At 61.2% G+C, this 18,260-nt stretch carries 15 protein-coding genes; 12 read left to right on the forward strand and 3 right to left on the reverse strand.

Features of this window, described 5'->3' with window-relative positions; all coding sequences use genetic code 11:
* Window positions 1–12 precede the first annotated feature (12 nt).
* Window positions 13–540: a YhbY family RNA-binding protein gene (locus F759_RS0136750; protein ID WP_027804122.1), complete on the reverse strand. Its 528-nt coding sequence runs from the start codon at window positions 538–540 to the stop codon at window positions 13–15.
* Window positions 541–775: 235 nt separating this feature from the next.
* Here F759_RS0136750 and F759_RS0136755 point away from each other — a divergent pair, with 235 nt between their 5' ends.
* From F759_RS0136755 to phoR, 11 genes are all read left to right on the forward strand, one after another.
* The gene (locus F759_RS0136755) at window positions 776–1,438 is read left to right on the forward strand and encodes an RlmE family RNA methyltransferase (protein ID WP_027804123.1); all 663 of its coding nucleotides are present in this window, start codon (window positions 776–778) and stop codon (window positions 1,436–1,438) included.
* 202 nt (window positions 1,439–1,640) lie between these two features.
* On the forward strand, window positions 1,641–3,530 hold the full coding sequence (gene ftsH, locus F759_RS0136760; protein ID WP_027804124.1) for an ATP-dependent zinc metalloprotease FtsH: 1,890 nt from the start codon (window positions 1,641–1,643) through the stop codon (window positions 3,528–3,530).
* Between the two features lie 81 nt (window positions 3,531–3,611).
* Window positions 3,612–4,511 (forward strand): dihydropteroate synthase, encoded by a 900-nt coding sequence (gene folP, locus F759_RS0136765; RefSeq protein ID WP_084534473.1) that lies wholly within the window; start codon window positions 3,612–3,614, stop codon window positions 4,509–4,511.
* 28 nt (window positions 4,512–4,539) lie between these two features.
* A complete protein-coding gene (gene glmM / locus F759_RS0136770) occupies window positions 4,540–5,898 on the forward strand; it encodes a phosphoglucosamine mutase (RefSeq protein WP_027804126.1) in 1,359 nt (452 codons plus the stop codon).
* Between the two features lie 445 nt (window positions 5,899–6,343).
* Window positions 6,344–7,375 (forward strand): phosphate ABC transporter substrate-binding protein PstS, encoded by a 1,032-nt coding sequence (gene pstS, locus F759_RS0136775; protein ID WP_027804127.1) that lies wholly within the window; start codon window positions 6,344–6,346, stop codon window positions 7,373–7,375.
* Between the two features lie 262 nt (window positions 7,376–7,637).
* Window positions 7,638–8,639: a phosphate ABC transporter permease PstC gene (pstC, locus tag F759_RS0136780; RefSeq protein WP_027804128.1), complete on the forward strand. Its 1,002-nt coding sequence runs from the start codon at window positions 7,638–7,640 to the stop codon at window positions 8,637–8,639.
* Window positions 8,636–9,532 (forward strand): phosphate ABC transporter permease PstA, encoded by an 897-nt coding sequence (gene pstA, locus F759_RS0136785; protein WP_027804129.1) that lies wholly within the window; start codon window positions 8,636–8,638, stop codon window positions 9,530–9,532. The genes pstC and pstA overlap by 4 nt, the downstream gene beginning before the upstream one ends.
* 17 nt (window positions 9,533–9,549) lie before the next feature.
* Window positions 9,550–10,398: a phosphate ABC transporter ATP-binding protein PstB gene (gene pstB / locus F759_RS0136790; protein ID WP_027804130.1), complete on the forward strand. Its 849-nt coding sequence runs from the start codon at window positions 9,550–9,552 to the stop codon at window positions 10,396–10,398.
* Between the two features lie 28 nt (window positions 10,399–10,426).
* A complete protein-coding gene (gene phoU, locus F759_RS0136795; protein ID WP_006051990.1) occupies window positions 10,427–11,131 on the forward strand; it encodes a phosphate signaling complex protein PhoU in 705 nt (234 codons plus the stop codon).
* Window positions 11,132–11,157: 26 nt separating this feature from the next.
* Window positions 11,158–11,859 carry a phosphate regulon transcriptional regulator PhoB gene (gene phoB / locus F759_RS0136800; RefSeq protein ID WP_006051991.1) on the forward strand — a complete coding sequence of 234 codons (702 nt, stop codon included), beginning with the start codon at window positions 11,158–11,160 and terminating at the stop codon, window positions 11,857–11,859.
* Between the two features lie 46 nt (window positions 11,860–11,905).
* Window positions 11,906–13,219: a phosphate regulon sensor histidine kinase PhoR gene (gene phoR, locus F759_RS0136805; protein WP_027804131.1), complete on the forward strand. Its 1,314-nt coding sequence runs from the start codon at window positions 11,906–11,908 to the stop codon at window positions 13,217–13,219.
* A 96-nt stretch (window positions 13,220–13,315) separates the two neighbouring features.
* On the opposite strand, the gene ppk1 is transcribed toward phoR, so the two are convergent.
* Window positions 13,316–15,379: a polyphosphate kinase 1 gene (gene ppk1 / locus F759_RS0136810; RefSeq protein ID WP_027804132.1), complete on the reverse strand. Its 2,064-nt coding sequence runs from the start codon at window positions 15,377–15,379 to the stop codon at window positions 13,316–13,318.
* Window positions 15,380–15,560: 181 nt separating this feature from the next.
* On the opposite strand from ppk1, the gene ppx reads away from it, so the two are divergent.
* The gene (gene ppx, locus F759_RS0136815) at window positions 15,561–17,207 is read left to right on the forward strand and encodes an exopolyphosphatase (RefSeq protein WP_027804133.1); all 1,647 of its coding nucleotides are present in this window, start codon (window positions 15,561–15,563) and stop codon (window positions 17,205–17,207) included.
* A gap of 112 nt (window positions 17,208–17,319) precedes the next feature.
* On the opposite strand, the gene F759_RS0136820 is transcribed toward ppx, so the two are convergent.
* Entirely contained in the window at window positions 17,320–18,132 is an 813-nt protein-coding gene (locus F759_RS0136820; RefSeq protein WP_027804134.1) for a GNAT family N-acetyltransferase, read from the reverse strand.
* Between the last annotated feature and the right edge of the window lie 128 nt (window positions 18,133–18,260).

An 18,260-nucleotide genomic window follows, 5' to 3' on the forward strand; every position in this document is an offset into this window, starting at 1 on the left:
TCATACATTTGCTTATTTCGACTGATGCGCGCGCTTTGCGCTGGTTTGCCGTTTTTTCGCGCGCTTGATGTTGCCGCCCTGCGTGACGCGTTCGTTGCCGCGCACCAGCACAGCTTTTGCTTTGGGCTTGCGCATAGGCACTTCGCTAGGCTTCACGACCTTGACCACGCGCGGTGCGCGGCCCTTGCCAGACTTGGCTTCGTCAGCAGCTTCGCGGGCGCTCGGCAGTGCGCCGCGCTTGCCCTTTACCGCGGGCTGAGCGGCGGCTTCCGGCTTCCAGATGACCAGCAGCTTGCCGATATGCTGGATCGGCGCGGCGTTCAGCGTGTCGCAGATCTGTTCGTAAATGGCGATGCGTTCCTCGCGTTCGTCGCCGAACACGCGGATCTTGATCAACTGATGAGCGGCGAGGTGAACCTTGATTTCGGCGAGCACGGCGTCGGTCAAACCTTCGGCGCCGACGAGCACGACCGGTTTGAGCGCATGTGCCTGGGAGCGCAACTCGGCGCGTTGGTCGGAAGAGACTTTGAGGGCGGGCATGTGAAGTGGGAGACTCGACTAAAATGGCGGCACCTGCGTTCCCCGATCCCGCTTTCGACGGGTTCTCGAGTGGCCCAGTCTGGACACAATCGGGACACGATAGGGACAGTACGGCAGGCGGCGCGTCAGAACAACAGAATCGCGGATAACGGCCGGTTTTTTGGCGGTACCCGCGCGAATTAACCGCGTATTATCCGCTAAAGCGTGACATGACGCAGCAAGAGTTCAACGTTTAATGGCAAAAAACAAGTTCAACACGGCGTGGCTGCACGACCACATCAACGATCCGTACGTGAAAATGGCGCAGCGGGAAGGCTATCGCGCCCGCGCCGCGTACAAGCTGAAGGAGATCGACGAACAGGACAAGCTGATTCGGCCGGGGCAGGTCATCGTCGATCTGGGCTCCACGCCCGGTAGCTGGAGCCAGTACGCGCGCAACAAACTCGCAAAGGGCTCGCGGCGCGACGCCGAGCGCGAGGGCGGAATCGACGGCACGATTATCGCGCTCGACCTCCTGCCGATGGAGCCGGTGGCCGACGTCCACTTCATACAGGGCGACTTCCGCGAAGATTCGGTGCTGACCCAACTGGAAGAATTAGTGGGAGAGCGGCAGGTTGACCTTGTAATTTCGGATATGGCGCCCAACCTGTCGGGAGTGGCCTTGGCGGATGCGGCGCGAATTGAGCATTTGTGTGATCTCGCGCTGGAATTCTCACAAAATCACCTGAAACCGGATGGAGCCCTTTTAGTCAAATGCTTTCACGGCAGTGGTTACAGCCAGATTGTCGAAAAGTTCAAGCGCCAGTTCAAGGTGGTGGCTGCCCGCAAGCCCAAGGCTTCACGGGACAAGTCGTCAGAAACGTTTATTTTGGGTAAGCATTTGAAGCGGCCCGCGTAGGGCGACCCGCGTAGAGTCTGCAAGGACGAATCACAATTGTCCATAAAAGTCCTGATGACGTCGGAAGCCGGCGTCGCGACAGCCCGCCATGCTATTTCTGTGGTAGCGAAACCTTATGGCAGGGGTCTGCGGACTGGATTAGAATGCTTTCGTGGTGCCGCAAGGCAAATGTAGGCGCCCGTCTAAGTGAAGGAGTGGTGCTTTGAACAACAATATGTTTTCGAAAGCAGCAGTGTGGCTGGTTATCGCACTGGTGCTATTTACGGTGTTCAAGCAGTTCGACAAGCCCCGTGTCCAGGAAGGCGTTTCCTATTCGCAGTTCATGGACGACGCGAAGAACGGCAAAGTCAAGAACGTCATTGTCCAGGGGCGGAACCTCACGGTCACTCCAGCAGACGGCCAGAAGTACCAGATCGTGTCGCCCGGCGACATCTGGATGGTCGGCGATCTGATGAAGTATGGCGTTCAGGTAAGCGGCAAGGCTGACGACGAACCCAATGCGCTGGTGTCCGCACTGTATTACCTTGGACCGACGATCCTGATCATCGGCTTCTGGTTCTACATGATGCGACAGATGCAGGGGGGCGGGAAAGGCGGTGCCTTTTCGTTCGGTAAGTCGCGCGCGCGTCTGATCGACGAAAACAACAACGCAATCAATTTCACCGACGTCGCCGGTTGCGACGAAGCGAAGGAAGAAGTCTCCGAACTGGTCGATTTCCTGCGCGATCCGCAGAAGTTCCAGAAGCTGGGCGGCCGTATTCCGCGTGGCGTGCTGCTCGTCGGCCCGCCCGGAACCGGTAAGACGCTGCTCGCGCGCGCCATTGCCGGCGAAGCGAAAGTGCCGTTCTTCAGCATCTCGGGTTCGGACTTCGTTGAAATGTTCGTCGGTGTCGGCGCGGCTCGCGTGCGCGACATGTTCGAGCAGGCGAAGAAGCACGCGCCGTGCATCGTGTTCATCGACGAAATCGACGCGGTCGGCCGTCATCGTGGCGCCGGCATGGGCGGCGGTAACGACGAGCGCGAGCAGACGCTGAACCAGATGCTGGTCGAAATGGACGGCTTTGAGGCGAACTCGGGTGTGATCGTGATCGCTGCGACGAACCGTTCGGACGTGCTCGACAAGGCTCTGCTGCGTCCGGGCCGTTTCGACCGCCAGGTATACGTTGGTCTGCCGGACATTCGTGGTCGCGAACACATCATGAAGGTTCACCTGCGCAAGGTGCCGATTTCGAACGACGTCGACGCAGCGGTGATCGCGCGTGGCACGCCGGGCTTCTCGGGCGCCGATCTGGCGAACCTCGTGAACGAAGCGGCTTTGTTCGCGGCGCGCCGCGGCAAGCGCATCGTCGAAATGACGGACTTCGAAGACGCGAAAGACAAGATCTTCATGGGCCCGGAGCGCAAGTCGGCCGTGATCCGCGAAGAATCGAAGCGTGCCACCGCGTATCACGAGTCGGGCCATGCGGTTATCGCGAAGCTGCTGCCTAAGGCAGATCCGGTGCACAAGGTCACGATCATTCCGCGTGGCCGTGCGTTGGGCGTCACGTGGCAGTTGCCCGAGCACGACAACGAAACGTATTCGAAAGACTACCTGCTTGATCGCCTTGCGATCCTCTTCGGTGGCCGCGTCGCGGAAGAGTTGTTTCTGAACCTGATCAGTACAGGGGCGTCGGACGACTTCAACAAGGCGACGCAAACCGCCCGCGCGATGGTGGCACGCTTCGGCATGACCGACGCGTTGGGACCGATGGTCTACGTCGACGACGAAAACGACGCAACGCCGTTTGGCCGCGGCTTCACGCGCACCATTTCGGAAGCGACGCAGCAGAAGGTCGACGCGGAAATTCGCCGCGTGCTAGACGAGCAGTACAACCTCGCGAAGCGCCTGCTGGAAGAAAACCGCGACAAGGTCGAAGCAATGACCGCAGCCCTGATGGAATGGGAAACGATCGACGCCGATCAGATCAACGACATCATGGCGGGCCGTCCGCCGCGCTCGCCCAAGAGCTCGCCGCCGTCGGCAAGCGACGCCTCGTCGGGCGGGAGCCCGGGCACCGAAGTCAAACCGGGCAGCGCGACCGCGCCGGCCTGATCGGCTATCAATAGAAAGTGCGGGCCGGTGTGTTTCACACCGGCCCGTTTTGCATCTATCCGTCTTGTGATGTAACGCTACGTGCCCATAGTCGCTTTCCCTTCTCCCACCATCCCTGAGCCGTTGCAATGCGGCCGGTTCAAGCTGAGCTTCGAGCGCCCGCTGGTCATGGGCATCCTGAACGTCACGCCTGATTCTTTCTCCGACGGGGGCCAGTACGCGATACGCGGCGATGCGTTGCGCCAGGCCGAACGCATGCTGCTCGAAGGTGCGGACATCATCGACATCGGCGGAGAATCGACCCGCCCTGGCGCGCCGCCAGTGCCGCTCGATGAGGAGCTCGAACGCGTGATCCCGCTGGTCGAGCAACTGCGCGGGGCCAATGTGCCGCTTTCCGTCGACACTTATAAGCCCGAAGTAATGCGGCACGCGCTCGCCGCGGGTGCCGATCTGATCAACGACATCTGGGGCTTTCGCATGGCCGGCGCCGTCGATGCGGTCCGCGAAAGCAACTGCGGTCTGTGCGTAATGCACATGCTCGGCGAGCCGCAGACCATGCAACTGGGCGAACCGGCTTACGAAGATGTCGTAGGCGAAGTCCGGCAGTTCCTGGAAGAACAGGTGGCGGTGCTGAGGCAAGCAGGCATCGCACGAGAGCGTATCAGCGTCGATCCCGGCTTTGGTTTCGGCAAGGCAGTGGTCGAGCATAATTACGCGCTGCTCGCGTGTCTGCCGGACACCGCGCCGCGGGCCGAGCCGCCGTATCCGATTCTCGCCGGCATGTCGCGCAAATCGATGATCGGCGCGGTCACAGGGCGACCGGCGCCGGAGCGTATCGCGGGCAGCATCGCCGCGGCCGTGTGCGCCGCGGAGCGGGGTGCTGCGATCCTGCGCGTGCACGATGTCGCGCAAACAGTAGATGCATTGAAAGTATGGGCAGCTTTGCGCGATGCGGCGAATCACGCCGACGCGCGCGGTTGAGTCCAAAAGCCAAGGAGGAACATAAAAGATGGCACGTCGTTATTTCGGCACGGACGGAATTCGGGGCAAGGTCGGCGAAGGACCCATTACGCCGGAATTTGTATTACGGCTCGGCTATGCGGCCGGCAAGGTGCTGGTCGGCGCGGACCGCTGGGCGCGCACGGGCACGAGGCCCACGGTGCTGATCGGTAAGGACACGCGAGTGTCGGGCTATATGCTCGAGGCCGCGCTCGAAGCGGGTTTTTCTGCGGCCGGTGTGGACGTGATGCTGGCCGGCCCGATGCCCACGCCGGGCATCGCCTATCTGACGCGCGCGTTGCGGCTTGCTGCGGGCGTGGTTATCAGCGCGTCGCACAATCCGTATTACGACAACGGCATCAAGTTTTTTTCCGCCGACGGCAACAAGCTGCCGGACGAGGTGGAATCGCAGATCGAAGAACAACTGGAGCAGCCGCTTGCCTGTGCGGCGTCGGAGCAGCTGGGCAAGGCGCGGCGTCTCGACGACGCTGCCGGCCGTTACATCGAATTCTGCAAGAGCACTTTTCCGGCGGCGTTCGATTTGCGTGGACTCAAACTGGTGGTCGATTGCGCGCATGGCGCCGCGTATGACGTCGCGCCGCACGTCTTTCATGAACTCGGTGCGGAGATCATTCCGATCGGCGTCGCGCCGAACGGCTTCAATATCAACGACGGCGTCGGCGCAACCGCGCCGGATGCGCTGGTGCGGGCGGTGCGGGCCAATCATGCCGACCTCGGCATTGCGCTCGATGGAGACGCCGACCGTTTGCAGGTCGTCGACGCGGCGGGGCGTCTGTATAACGGTGACGAACTGCTGTACGTGCTGGTGAAGGACCGTATCGCGACCGACGGCAAGGTGGAAGGCGCAGTCGGCACGTTGATGACCAATATGGCCGTTGAGGTCGCGTTGCAGGCGGCCGGCGTGAAGTTCGTGCGCGCGGCAGTGGGCGATCGCTACGTGCTCGAACAGTTGCGCGAGCACGGCTGGCAGCTCGGCGCGGAGGGTTCGGGGCATATTCTGTCGCTCGATCGCCATTCCACTGGAGACGGCATTGTCTCCGCGTTGCTCGTGCTTGCTGCCATGAAGCGCAGCGACAAGACGCTCGCCGAACTGCTCGACGGCGTCACGCTGTTCCCCCAAAAACTGATCAATGTGCGAATGAAACCGGACGCGGACTGGAAGGGCAGCGACACGATCCGGCGCGCCATCGGCAACGCTGAAGACGCACTCAACGGCCGCGGACGCGTGCTGATTCGCGCTTCGGGCACGGAGCCGGTGCTACGCGTGATGGTGGAGGCGGAACAGGTCGAGGATGCGGTTCGCCACGCCGAATCGATTGCGGCTGCGGTGAAGCAGGCGACAGCTTAAGCGGTTATCTGGATGCGCTGGGCGGGGCCACCACCGAAGGAAGGGGCTCCGCCTTGACGTGTTCGAGCCGGTTTCCGCCAACCGGGATCACGTTCGGGCGTCATTCCAATCTGCGCGAGGCGTTTGGAGGCTGACGGTGAGGCGCCGACCGCCCATCGCCCAAGGTCAAGGCCAAGGCCAAGGCCACGCAAACGCAAACGAACGCAAACGCAACGCAACCACCCAACGCCACGCCAACGTTCGCGCCCGCACTTTTTCGCCTAATCTGTACAGGCATCGCGGCGAACGCTGTCACACCGGCAATCTTTCCGCTGCAACGCCTTTCATCTTGGTAAACGCACTGTCACATGCGTTTCACGGTTAGTCACGTTACTGACACAAAGAGACCCTAAGCTTCGCGGTGTTCGTCTTACTCGCTCACACCGCTCACACCTTGGAGGTTTCGATGAAATTGATGCAGACCGTGTTCGCTGGCGTCGCTGGCGCGTTTTTCGCGATTACAGCGCAAGCTGCAGACATCACCGGCGCGGGCAGCACCTTTGCAGCACCCATTTACACGAAGTGGGCCGACGCTTATCAGAAGTCCGGCGGCGGCAAGGTCAACTATCAGGGTATCGGCTCGTCGGGCGGCATCAAGCAGATCGTCGCGAAGACTGTCGATTTCGCAGGCTCCGACGCTCCGCTGAAGGACGACGAACTCGCGAAGGACGGCCTGTTCCAGTTCCCAACGGTGGTCGGCGGCGTGGTGCCGGTTGTCAACGTGCCGGGCGTGAAGCCGGCTGAACTGGTTCTGTCTGGCGAAGTGCTCGGCGACATCTATTTGGGCAAGATCAAGAAGTGGAACGATCCGGCGATCGTTGCACTGAACCCGAAGGCAAAGCTGCCGGACACGGACATCGCCGTGGTCCGCCGCGCCGATGGTTCGGGTACCAGCTTCATCTGGACGAACTATCTGTCGAAGGTCAATACCGAATGGAAGTCGAAGGTCGGTGAAGGCTCGACGGTCAACTGGCCGACGGGTACGGGCGGCAAGGGCAACGACGGCGTCGCCGCTTTCGTGCAACGTCTGCCGGGCGCAATCGGCTATGTGGAATGGGCGTACGCGAAGCAGAACCACATGACCTACGTCGCGCTAAAGAATTCGACGGGCACGGTAGTCGAGCCGAAGACGGAAACGTTCAAGGCAGCGGCAGCAGGCGCGGACTGGTCGAAGTCGTTCTACCAGATCCTGACGAACGAGCCGGGCAAGAATGCATGGCCGATCGTCGGCGCGACTTTCGTGCTGCTGCACACGGCGCAGGACAAGCCGGCGCAAGGCACCGAAACGCTCAAGTTCTTCGACTGGGCGTTCAAGAACGGCACGCAAGCCGCAAACGATCTGGACTACATCTCGCTGCCGGAATCGGTCGTGTCTGAAATCAAGACGCAGTGGAAGTCGAAGGTCAAGGACGCATCGGGCAAGCCGCTCGCCGAGTAAGCATTGCAGCGGCGACGACAAGCCGCGGCTGCGTGTAGGACGTTGGCCGTTCTCATGCGAGGACGGCCAACGGCATTAACCGGCGCCAAGCGCTGAGAAAGTGGCAAAAGCAGCAGCAGAAGCAGCGCAGCAAGCCGACCGATCCGCAATAACGAACAAACGCATCAACACATCAGCGCCGCCGTAACAGCGCAGCATCAAAACGCATCACCGGCCGCGCGACATACGTCGTACGGCAACTGGAAAAGGTCCATCAGGCTCTATGTCCGATATCCAACTCGCGTCAGGCGCTTCGAGGGCGACACCGCCCGGCAGCGCGTCGCAGCAGAAGGCGCCCAGCCGCGCCGGCGACGTGATCTTCGGCGGCCTTGCACGCCTCGCCGCCATCGTCACGCTGTTGCTGCTTGGCGGCATCATCGTTTCGCTGATCGTCGCTTCGATGCCGTCGATCAAACAATTCGGCCTCGGTTTCCTGTGGAGCGCCGAGTGGGATCCGCCGAGCAAGCAGTTCGGCGCGCTAGTGCCGATCTACGGCACGATCGCCACGTCGATCATTGCACTCATCATCGCGGTGCCCGTCAGCTTCGGCATTGCGCTTTTCCTCACCGAACTCTCGCCCGCGTGGCTGCGCCGGCCGCTCGGCATCGCGATCGAACTGCTCGCCGCGATTCCGTCGATCGTGTACGGCATGTGGGGCCTGCTCGTGTTCGCGCCGATCTTCGCGACGTGGTTCGAGAAGCCGCTTGGCGCAGTGCTCGGCGGCATTCCGGTGATCGGTGCGCTGTTCCAGGGCGCGCCGATCGGCATCGGCATTCTGTGCGCGGGTGTGATCCTCGCGATCATGATCATCCCGTACATCGCTTCGGTGATGCGCGATGTGTTCGAAGTCACGCCCGTGCTGCTCAAAGAGTCGGCCTACGGCATCGGCTGCACGACCTGGGAAGTGATGTGGAAGATCGTGCTGCCTTTCACGAAGAGCGGTGTGATCGGCGGCGTGATGCTCGGCTTGGGCCGCGCGCTCGGCGAGACGATGGCCGTGACCTTCGTGATCGGCAATACGAATCTGCTCGATAACGTGTCCCTGTTTTCTCCGGGCAACAGCATCACGTCGGCGCTCGCCAACGAATTCGCCGAAGCGGATCCGGGCCTGCATACGTCGGCGCTGATGGAACTCGGCCTCATCCTGTTCGTGATTACGTTTATCGTGCTGGCGATTTCGAAGGTCATGCTGCTTCGTCTCGAGAAAGGGGAGGGCGCGAAATGAGCCAGTCCACCATGAACATGCCGGGTTCGAACGACGCAGCCGCGCTCGAAAAAATGCGCGTGCGTTTGCAAGGACGCCGCCGCATGCAGAACGCAATCGCGCTGACCTTGTCGCTCGCGGCGATGGCCTTTGGGCTGCTGTGGCTGGTCTGGATTCTGTACACGACGCTGCGCCTTGGCATCGGCGGATTGTCGATCGAGCTGTTCACGCAGTCCACGCCGCCGCCGAACACCGATGGCGGCGGTCTCGCCAATGCGATCGTCGGCAGCTTGATGCTGGTCGTGCTCGCAACGTTCGTCGGCACACCGATCGGTATTCTCGCCGGCGTCTATCTCGCCGAATACGGACAGAAGGGCTGGCTCGCGAGCGTCACGCGCTTCATCAACGACGTTCTGTTGTCGGCGCCGTCGATCGTCGTCGGTCTGTTCGTCTACGCACTGGTCGTCGCGAAGATGGGTCACTTCAGCGGTTGGGCCGGCGTATTCGCGCTCGCGCTGCTGCAAATTCCGATCGTGATCCGCACCACCGAAAACATGCTGAAGCTCGTACCGAACGCACTGCGTGAAGCCGCGTTCGCACTCGGCACGCCGAAGTGGAAGATGGTGCTGTCGATTACGCTGAAGGCGTCTATCGCGGGTATCGTCACCGGTGTGCTGCTGGCCGTCGCGCGCATTGCCGGCGAAACCGCTCCGCTGCTCTTCACCGCGTTGTCGAACCAGTTCTTCTCGGCGGACATGAACCAGCCGGTCGCGAACCTGCCGGTGACGATCTACAAGTTTGCGATGAGCCCGTTCGCGCAATGGCAATCGCTCGCGTGGGCCGGCGTCTTCCTGATCACGCTCGCGGTGTTGGGACTGAACATCCTCGCGCGCGCGATCTTCACGAACAAGTAAGGGCGGAGTGTAATCCGATGAACATGGCAGAAACTCAACTCAATCCGATCTCGCGTCCTACTGCGCCTGCCGGTTTCGATCCTGCACAGAGCGGCCAGGAGCCGTCGCCGTCGCGTCCGAAGATCGAGGTCAACGATCTCAACTTCTTCTACGGCAAGTATCACGCGCTGAAGAACATCAACCTGCAGATTCCCGAAGGCAAGGTGACCGCGTTCATCGGTCCGTCGGGCTGCGGCAAGTCGACGTTGCTGCGTACCTTCAACAAGATGTACGCGCTTTATCCGGAACAACGTGCCGAAGGCGAGATCCTGATGGACGGCGAAAACCTGCTGACCACCAAGCGCGATATTTCGCTGCTGCGCGCGCGCATCGGCATGGTGTTCCAGAAGCCGACGCCGTTTCCGATGTCGATCTACGACAACATCGCGTTCGGCGTGAAGATGTTCGAAACGCTGCCGCGCTCGGAAATGGATGACCGCGTCGAATGGGCGCTGACCAAGGCCGCGTTGTGGAACGAAGTGAAGGACAAGCTCGGCCAGAGCGGCTACGGTTTGTCGGGCGGCCAGCAGCAGCGTTTGTGCATTGCGCGCGGCATCGCGATCCGTCCGGAAGTGCTGTTGCTCGACGAGCCGTGCTCCGCGCTGGACCCGATTTCGACGGGCCGTATCGAAGAGCTGATCGCCGAATTGAAGAGCGATTACACGGTGGTGATCGTCACGCACAACATGCAACAGGCGGCCCGGTGTTCGGACTACACTGCCTATATGTACCTCGGTGAACTGATCGAATTCGGCGACACGGAAAAGATCTTCATCAAGCCGGTCCGCAAGGAAACCGAAGACTACATTACTGGCCGCTTCGGCTGATCCGCCGGGCAAAACAACGGAGTACGACATGTCCGATAAACATCTGTCCAGCCAGTTCGACGCCGACCTGAATCTGGTTTCCTCGAAGGTGCTTGAAATGGGCGGCCTCGTCGAATCGCAGATCGTCAATGCGATGCAGGCGCTCAACGAATTCGACCTCGACATCGCCGAACAGGTGATCGCCGCGGAAGAGCGCCTGAACAAGATGGAAGTTGAAATCGACGAGGAGTGCAGCAACATCATCGCGCGCCGTCAGCCGGCCGCGCGCGACCTGCGTCTTCTGATCGCGATTTCGAAGACCATCACGAACCTCGAGCGTGCCGGCGACGAAGCCGAAAAGATCGCCAAGCGCACCAAGCGTCTGATGGAAGACGGCGCGTCGCGCACCATCAATATCGCCGAGATCAAATTGTCGGGCGAAATGGCGGTGTCGATTCTGCGCCGTGCGCTCGACGCGTTCGCGCGTCTCGACACGGTGGCCGCCGCGCAGATCGTGCGCGACGACAAGGCGATCGACGAGGAATTCCGCGCGTTCGTGCGCAAGCTTATTTCGTATATGACCGAAGATCCGCGCTCCATCTCGGTGGGCCTCGATTTTCTGTTCATCGCGAAGGCGATCGAGCGGATCGGCGACCATGCGAAGAACATCGCCGAATTCATTATTTACATCGTGAAGGGCACCGACGTGCGGCACAAGTCGCGCGACGCGCTCGAACGCGAAGCACTCAGTTAATCCAGAGATAAGGACCAGAGGTGCCGATGCCCAGCAGCATTCTCGTCATTGAAGATGAGCCCGCAATTTCCGAACTGATTTCGGTGAATCTTCAACACGCCGGACACTGCCCGATTCGCGCGTACAACGCGGAGCAGGCGCAGAACCTGATCAGCGACGTATTGCCCGACCTCGTCCTGCTCGACTGGATGCTGCCGGGCAAATCGGGCATTGCGTTCGCGCGCGACTTGCGCAACAACGAGCGCACGAAGCACATTCCGATCATCATGCTGACCGCGCGCGGCGACGAGCAGGACAAGGTGCTCGGCCTCGAAATTGGCGCGGACGACTACGTTACCAAGCCGTTTTCGCCGAAAGAACTGATGGCGCGCATCAAGGCGGTGCTGCGTCGCCGCGCGCCGCAATTGACTGAGGACGTGGTCGCGATCAACGGGTTGAAACTCGATCCCGCAACGCATCGCGTCGCGGCCCACGCCGAAGGAAGCGAGATCAAACTCGATCTCGGCCCGACCGAATTCCGCTTGCTGCACTTCTTCATGACGCATCCGGAGCGCGTGCACAGCCGTACTCAACTGCTCGATCAGGTGTGGGGCGATCACGTGTTCGTGGAAGAGCGCACGGTGGACGTTCATATCAAGCGTCTGCGCGCGGCGCTCAAGCCGGCCGGCTGCGATGCTATGATCGAGACGGTCCGCGGCAGCGGCTACCGTCTGGCCAAAAGCGCTTGATCAATGGGCGGCGGCGCGCACGCCGTTCTCTTCCATTGTTTAGACCATGAACATCATCTGGGCGCGCTCCATCGTTTCGATCGTGCTGCTCGCCATTCTGTGCGTGGTGGTCGGCGCATTCGTGAACCTGACGGCGGCATTGATCCTCGCGGTCTTCATGCTGCTTCTGCAGAGCCTGTTCGGCACATTCCATAAAGAGCGCTTGTGGCGTTTGCTCGACGCGCCGGTGTACGGCGAAGTGCCGAGTGCGCCGGGCATCTGGGGCGAAATCTATTACCGTTTGCATAAGCTCGCGAAGCGCTGGCACGCGCAGGTGCGCCAGGTCGAGCAGCAGCATTCGCGTTTCATTCAGGCAATTCAGGCGTCGCCTAACGGTGTCGCGATGCTCGACGATCACGATCAGATCGAGTGGTGCAACGCCATCTCCGAAGTGCATTTCGGGCTCGACGCGAAGCGCGATTTGCGTCAGCACATCACGCATCTCGTGCGTCAGCCGGATTTCGTGCGTTACCTGAACTCGCACCGCTACGAAGAAATGCTGATCATGCGCGGCATGGGCGAGAAGCGGCAGAACGTGCTTTCCGTGCAGGTATTTCCTTATGGCGAGAATCGCAAGCTGGTGCTGTCGCAAGACATTACCGAACTGGAGCGCACCGACGCGATGCGGCGCGACTTCGTTGCCAACGTATCGCATGAACTTAAGACGCCGCTTACTGTTCTCTCCGGTTTTCTCGAGACGATGCGCGAGTTGCCGCTTGCCGAAGCCGAGCGCGCCCGTTATCTGGAACTGATGGAGCAACAAGCGTCGCGCATGCGCCATATCGTGAACGATCTGCTCGTGCTCGCCAAACTGGAGGGCGACAACAAACCGCCGAGCGATCAGATGATCGACATGCGCGCCGTATTGCGCCATTTGCGCGACGACGCCGAAAGCCTGTCGAGCGACCAGCACAAGATCACGTTTGACGCCGACGAAGGGCTCACGGTGACGGGCGTCGAAACCGAGATTCTGAGCGCGTTCGGCAATCTGGTGACCAACGCCATTCGCTATACGCCCGACGGCGGCGCGATCAAGGTCACCTGGCAGGCGCAAGGCGGTGTTGCCGTGTTCTCCGTCACCGACAGCGGCCTGGGCATTCCAGCCGCCGACATTCCACGGCTAACGGAGCGTTTCTATCGAGTGGACCGCAGCCGCTCGCGTGACACGGGCGGCACGGGCCTCGGACTTGCGATCGTCAAGCATGTGCTGCAACGGCACGATGCGCAGCTCGACGTGAGAAGCGAGGAAGGGCGCGGCAGTACTTTTACCGTGAGATTTCCGTTGTATCGTACGGCGCGGCGGCAACCGGCGCATGCGTGACATCAGGCCTCAGATCAAAGAAGAAAGCCCGCTAAAAGCGGGCTTTTTTTTGTGCGCATCATGGCCTTCACCCGCCCGCCGCAGCAAGCGATGTCATCACGGACAGAACTTCGTCAATAGACTCATCTGCGCGTTGCGCGACGATTTACCTGGCCGGCGCCGACGATAATGCCCGTCGCTTTGCATTAACCACGCGGACTGATTGTCGCCGAGAAACGCCGACAAGCCCTCGGCGATCACCCGCCGCTTAAGCCGCCGATTGTTGATCGGAAACGCCACTTCCACGCGACGGAAGAAGTTGCGATCCATCCAGTCCGCGCTCGAAAGATAGACCTGCTCGCGGCCGTCGTCGTAGAAATAGTAGATGCGATGATGTTCGAGAAAGCGGCCCACAATGGAGCGCACCGTGATGTTCTCCGACAGCCCCGGCACGCCCGGCTGCAATGAACACACGCCACGCACGATCAGATCGATTTTCACGCCTGCCTGCGATGCCTCGTACAACTCCGTGATCACCGTGGGTTCGAGCAGCGCGTTCATCTTCGCGACGATGCGCGCCTTCTTGCCCGCGCGCGCATGTTCGGCTTCGGCGCGAATCGCGTCGACCAGTTTCGGATGCAGCGTGAATGGCGATTGCCACAACTCGTGTAGCTTAAGTTCGCCGCCGATGCCGGTGAGTTGCTGGAAAACATGATGCACGTCTTCGCAGATTTTCTGGTCGGCGGTCATCAGGCCGAAGTCGGTGTAAAGACGCGCCGTGCGCGGATGATAATTGCCGGTGCCGAGGTGGACGTAGCGCTTGAGCGTCGTCTTGCCCCCAACGGTCGCGCGCCGCACGATCAGCATCATCTTCGCGTGGCATTTGTGGCCGACCACGCCGTACACGACATGCGCGCCGACCGCTTCGAGCTGCGAGGCCCAGTTGATATTCGTCTCTTCGTCGAAGCGTGCGAGCAGCTCGACCACGACCGTCACTTCCTTGCCGTTGCGTGCCGCTTGCATCAGCGCGTCCATAAGCGGCGAGTCGGTGCCGGTTCGATAGATGGTTTGTTTGATCGCCATCACGTTGGGATCTTTGGCCGCCTGCAACAGCAGTTCGAGCACCGGCTGGAAGCTTTCATACGGATGATGCAGCAGCACGTCGCCCTGATCGATCACGTCGAACATGCCCGCGGCGTTGGCGACCGTCGAAGGAATCGCCGGAATGTGCGGCACGAACTTGAGATCGGGCCTGTCCACCATCTCCGGCAATTGCATCAGACGCACGAGATTGACGGGCCCGTCTGCGTAATAACAGTCCTTGTTCGAGAGGCCGCTTTCGTCGAGCAGGCGCCGCACGACATGCGCGGGTGTCTCCGCGGATACTTCGAGCCGCACCGCGTTGCCGAGGTGCCGCGCCGGCAGTTCGCCTTGTAGCGCGACGCGCAGATTGGTGATTTCGTCTTCGTCGACGAACAGCTCGCTATTGCGGGTAATGCGAAACTGATTGCAGCTGCGCACGACGAGGTTCGGAAACAGCTCGCCGACAAAGCGCTGCAACAGCGAACTCAACAGCACGAAACCATGCGGATAGCCCGACAGTTCCTGCGGCATCCGCACGAGCCGCGGCAACGCGCGCGGCGCCTGCACGATGCCCATCATCGCCTGACGGCCGAAGGCGTCCTTGCCCTCGAGTTCGACGACGAAGTTCAGGCTCTTGTTGAGCACACGCGGAAACGGATGCGCCGGGTCGAGGCCGATTGGCGTGAGCACGGGCAGCAGTTCGTCGAAGAAGTAATTGCGCGCCCATTCGGTCTGCGCTTCGCTCCATGCTTCCGTGCCGTGAAAATAGATGCCTTCCGCTTCGAGCGCGGTCAGCACCGTGTCGTGCAGCATCGCGTACTGCCGATGCACGAGCTTTTGCGCGCGTTCGACCACGAGGTCGTAGACATGTTGTAGCGACATGCCGTCCGGCGATAGCGCACCGGGGTTGTCGCGCATCTGTTCCTGTAGTCCAGCCATGCGGACTTCGAAGAATTCGTCGAGGTTGCTACTGGTGATACAGATAAAGCGCAGGCGCTCAAGCAAAGGGACGGCGGGGTCGGCGGCTTGCGCCAACACGCGTTCGTTGAAACCCAGTATGCCCAGTTCGCGATTCAGTAAGGGGTAGCGGATGGACATCGGCAGCGAGAATGGAATGTCAGATATGGAGGCACAAAGACGCTCGGAAATTCTCACAGTATGATGACGTTGTTATGACATTCTCAATGTTATAAATTCTACGCTGTATTCCTCGCCTGTCGTCAATATGACGTAGTCCGTATGGGACCATGAGGCACCCCCATCTCCGCGAGGTGACATCGTGAGCTCCGGTACGCTTAGAATGGCGTCTTTGAACAGCGCGGCCGGTCGCAAGACGCGAGGCGCTTCGGGCGGAGGGTCAGCCTTGCTCGCATCCAACGCCGCCGCGCTCGCTCGCATGGAGTCCGCATACCCGATGGTCAATACCCCACAACTCCTTGCTGCCGTTGACCTCGGTTCGAACAGCTTCCGGCTGATCGTCGGCCGGGTCGAGGAAACCGACGCGGGCAGCCAGATTTATCAGGTCGACGCGTTGCGCGAGCCGGTGCGGCTCGCCGCCGGTCTGTCGCGCGACAAAATGCTCGATCGTGCGTCGCAGGTGCGCGGCTGGGATGCGCTCAAGCGCTTCGGCGAGCGGCTGCGCGACTTTCATCCGGATCACGTTCGCGCGGTCGCCACCAACACGCTGCGCATCGCAAAGAATGCCGGCGAATTTCTCGGCGAGGCGCAAGCGGCGCTCGGCTTTCCAATTGAAGTGATCGCCGGCCGCGAGGAAGCGCGACTCATCTACGCCGGGGCAGCACACTCCGTGCCCGCGAGTCCCGGCAAGCGGCTCGTGGTCGACATCGGCGGCGGCTCGACGGAATTCATCATCGGTTCGCATTACACGCCGATCAAGATGGAGAGCCTGTATATCGGTTGCGTGAGCCATAGCCGCGCGTTTTTCCCGTCAGGCAACGTCGACGAATACACGATGCGTCAGGCCGAACTCGCGGCCGGCCGCGAAATCCAGATCATTTCCGAGCAATACAAAAAGACAGGCTGGGAGCAGGCAATCGGTTCGTCGGGCACGGCGCGCGCGCTCGCCGAACTCGTGGAGGCCAACGGCTTCAACGATGCGGGCGTCACGCACGGCATTTCGCGCGGCGGTCTGGAGCGGTTAAAGCGTGCGTTGATCAAGGCGGAGAACGTCAATCGTCTCAAGCTCGTTGCGCTAAAAGGCGACCGGATTCCGGTGCTGGCGGGTGGCCTGTCGATCATGATCGCGGTGTTCGACGAACTGGGCGTCGATTACGTCGATACTACAGACGGCGCATTGCGGCTTGGCGTGCTCTATGATCTGCTCGGTCGTTCGCAGCACGAAGACATGCGCACGGTCACCGTGGAGGGCTTCATGCGCCGCTATGGCGTTGATCGCCCGCAGGCTGTGCGCATCGGCGAACTGGCGGTGCGCTTTTACGATCAGTTTGCGGAACCCGACGAGGAACGTCGCGCCGAGAATCGCATGTTTCTGGGCTGGGCGGCGGCGCTGCATGAAATCGGCTTGTCGATCTCGCACAGCGCGTACCACAAGCATTCGGCGTATATCGCGAGCAACGCGGACATGCCGGGCTTTTCCCGCACCGACCAGGCGCGACTCGCGGCGCTGGTGCTCGGTCACGCGGGCAAGCTCGGCAAGCTGTCGCAAACGCGTGAAGTGGAATGGCCGCTGCTGTTCTGTTTGCGGCTCGCTGCCCTGTTATGTCGCCGGCGTGCGGATGTTGGTTTGCCGGGCATCACGGTCGCGCAGGCCAACGGCGGTTATGAGGTGCGATTGCCGAACGAGTGGGTCGCCAATAATCCGCTCACTGACTACAGCCTGATTCAGGAAGCGGCGGAGTGGGAAAAGGTTGGCATTCCGTATCGAGTGGTCTATACGGACGAGTGACGTATCGATGTTTTGTTCTGTCAGCGCTTGGGGCAGAGCATGCGGCACATGAAGAAAAGCCCGGTTTTTACCGGGCTTTTCCGTTGATGCTGGCGTGGTCGTTCGAACGTTGTCAGCGCGGTAATGCATCGCCGAGGAAGTGGCGGGCGTAGCGCGCGTTGATGTCCGACAGACGGAACAGCGTCAGGAAATCGGCCGTATTGAAGTCGGGATCCCACGCGGGCGCGCCGCAAATTTTCGCACCGAGACGCAGATATCCTTTGACGAGTGGCGGCGGCGCTACATCCGCGCCGGTTTGCAGTTCGTCGACGGGAAGCGGTGTGTGCGGGAACGCGCGGTATTCCGGCGCGGTCAGCGCGCTGTCGCGCAGCGAGCAATACAGGTTCGCGGCATAGTGCCCGCCGTCGACCATCGCTACGCTCGCGCAGCCGAGCATCGTCTCGTAGCCGTTGTGCTTCATATAGCCAGCGAGCCCGGCCCACAGCGACATGATGACCGAGCCGCTGCGATAGTCGGGATGCACGCACGAGCGGCCCACTTCGACCATCTTCGCGCGCAGGTGAGTGAGACGCGAGACGTCGAACTCGCTTTCCGCATACAGACGTCCGATGCGCGCCGCCTGATGCGGCGGCAACGCGCGATACGTGCCGACGACCTTCAGCGTGTCGAGGTCGCGCACCAGCAGGTGATCGCAGTACGAATCGAACGGATCGACGTCGAGGCCCGCGGGACCGCTCAGGCGGGCGCCCATTTCGTCGGCGAACACACGGTAACGCAGACGCTGCGCCTCGCGAAGCTCTTCGTCGGTGCGAGCCCACGTGACTCGCAGCCGGTGTTGCGCGGTGACCGTCTCTTCGGCGCGGGGCAGGCGACGCGACTCGAAGATCGAAGCGAGGGGCAGGGTAGGCGTCGGCAGTTCTCGCATTGGGGCGTCCTGGTCGAAAAAAGGATGAATCTTTTTTCGCCAATGTAGTAACGCCCGGTGACGCTCGCATGGCAAACGCGTGACGATTGGATGACTGGATGTAAGCCGCGTGTGCTTGGCTCGTTGCC

Source organism: Paraburkholderia dilworthii (assembly GCF_000472525.1).
Taxonomy (GTDB): domain Bacteria; phylum Pseudomonadota; class Gammaproteobacteria; order Burkholderiales; family Burkholderiaceae; genus Paraburkholderia; species Paraburkholderia dilworthii.